Genomic DNA, 2,040 nt, shown 5'->3' with positions numbered 1-2,040 from the left:
CCCCAATGTTCTTTAAGACTTGCTCTGTTTGTTCTTGGATGGTTTCGCCAATGATTTCGCCTGTTTCAGGTGACAAGGGAACTTGTCCACTTGCAAAGAGAAGATTCCCTACGATTTTCCCTTGAACATAAGGTCCAATTGCTGCGGGTGCTTTATCTGTATGAATTGTTTTTGCCATAGTATTCTCCAAGTCTATTTACTTCTGCTGGTTTTCTTTTGCTAATTTTTCCCTTTGTAAACGCAATTTTCGCTTAGGATTTAGCGTATTAAAGAGTTCTTCTAGTTTTTCAGCATTCCAAACATCGGCTGCTGAAACAAAATTTCCATTTTCATCTCGAAAAGATATTGGTTTATCTCCCACTGAAAAAGCCTCACTTCTTATTTGGAATCCTTGATCCACTCGGGATCTATCCTAATCCACAAACTCAAATTCAAATTTACCGATCCGGACGATATCGCCATCTTTTGCCCCACGCGCACGAAGGGCTTCATCAACACCCATGCCACGCAATTGACGAGCAAATTTCATGACCGCTTCATCACGATCGAAATTCGTCATATTGAAGAGTTTTTCAAGTTTTTCACCAGACAAGACCCAAGCAGCATCGTCATCCCGACTGATGTCAAAGGCTGGCTGGTCTTCATCAAAGCCATAGTAGACTTCTTCTTGGGCCATTTCGTCTTCTGAATACAAGAGGAATTCTGGCGTTTTGTCTAACAATTCTGCCGTTGCTTCTAACAAGTTGTCCAAACCTTGATGCGCCAAACTAGAGATCGGGAAGATCTGTGGCAATTCATCAAACTCATCGTAATTGGCTGCCAATTTCTTCTTGAATTCTTTCAAGTTTTCTTGGCTCTCTGGCATATCCATCTTATTTGCCACGATAATCTGAGGACGTTCCAGCAAACGAAGATTGTAGGTTTCAAGCTCTTTATTAATTTGAACATAGTCTTCATAAGGGTCGCGTCCTTCACTCGCTGACATATCAATAACATGCAAGATAACACGGGTGCGCTCGATGTGGCGAAGGAACTGGGTTCCTAGTCCGACTCCTTGGCTAGCTCCTTCAATCAATCCAGGAAGGTCTGCGACTGCAAACGATTCACCTGATGGCGTCCGAACCATGCCCAAGTTTGGAACGATGGTTGTGAAATGATAAGCTCCAATCTTTGGTTTGGCTGAAGTGATGACACTAAGAAGAGTTGATTTCCCTACTGATGGGAAGCCAACCAAACCAACGTCTGCCAAGACCTTGAGCTCTAATTCGAGTTCGCGTTCCTGACCAGGTTCCCCGTTCTCAGAAATCTCTGGAGCTGGATTTTTAGGAGTAGCAAAACGAATATTTCCACGTCCGCCACGGCCACCGTGGGCGACAATGTACTCTTGTCCATTTTCAACTAGGTCTGTAATGACCTTACCAGTCTCTGCATCTCGGACGGTCGTTCCTTGAGGGACTCGTACATAGAGATCTTCTGCTCCCCGTCCGTGCATCCCTTTGGTCATTCCTTTTTCCCCATTTTGGGCTTTGAAATGCCGGTTATAACGGAAGTCCATCAAGGTACGCAAGCCTTCGTCTACTACGAAGATGACATTGCCACCACGACCCCCATCACCACCCCAAGGTCCGCCATTAGGGACATATTTTTCGCGGCGAAAGGCCACCATGCCATCGCCACCATTTCCAGCCTTGACCTTAATCTTGGCTGTATCTAAAAACATACTCATAAATAGATGATTTCCTTTATTTCTGTGTGCGTCTTAGTAAGAAAGAGCACCAATTGCGGTTGCAAAGATTGCACCAACGGTGACAATCAACATAATCACAATGACCACCATCGTGATCATTTCAAATGGTGTTTTTTTACGTTTTCCGTTATCTCCAAAAGCCACTTCTAATACCTCGATTACTATAAATTCATTAGCCCTATTTTACCACGAAATAGGGGATTTTTCAAATCGAGCCTACACAAAAGAGAGTGGGACAGAAATCGGTCATTCGTTAGATTTCGATTTCGTCGTCCCACCTCCGCACAGTTGAG

4 protein-coding genes are annotated in these 2,040 nt (G+C 44.1%); all 4 read right to left on the bottom strand.

Annotated features, from left to right (window positions below; genetic code table 11):
- Window positions 1-178: Rid family hydrolase (locus tag SPADD19_RS05175; protein ID WP_241496521.1), on the bottom strand; the 178-nt coding region annotated here is incomplete at its 3' end.
- Between the two features lie 18 nt (window positions 179-196).
- Window positions 197-400, bottom strand: coding sequence for a hypothetical protein (locus tag SPADD19_RS05170; protein WP_061455439.1), 204 nt, complete (start codon window positions 398-400; stop codon window positions 197-199).
- A 12-nt stretch (window positions 401-412) separates the two neighbouring features.
- Entirely contained in the window at window positions 413-1,726 is a 1,314-nt protein-coding gene (obgE, locus tag SPADD19_RS05165) for a GTPase ObgE (RefSeq protein ID WP_128861578.1), read from the bottom strand.
- Between the two features lie 33 nt (window positions 1,727-1,759).
- Window positions 1,760-1,891 carry a DUF4044 domain-containing protein gene (locus tag SPADD19_RS11535; protein ID WP_003011566.1) on the bottom strand — a complete coding sequence of 44 codons (132 nt, stop codon included), beginning with the start codon at window positions 1,889-1,891 and terminating at the stop codon, window positions 1,760-1,762.
- Window positions 1,892-2,040: the final 149 nt, after the last annotated feature.

Origin of the sequence: Streptococcus parasanguinis, assembly GCF_001578955.1 — a bacterium.
GTDB classification, from domain to species: domain Bacteria; phylum Bacillota; class Bacilli; order Lactobacillales; family Streptococcaceae; genus Streptococcus; species Streptococcus parasanguinis_U.
The sequence above is the reverse complement of the archived record's forward strand: the minus strand, read 5'-3'. Positions and strand labels throughout refer to the sequence as shown.

Coding starts and splice junctions, on each gene's coding strand:
- obgE (WP_128861578.1), bottom strand. CDS start 1,726: ATGAGTATGTTTTTAGATACAGCCAAGATTAAGGTCAAGGCTGGAAAT.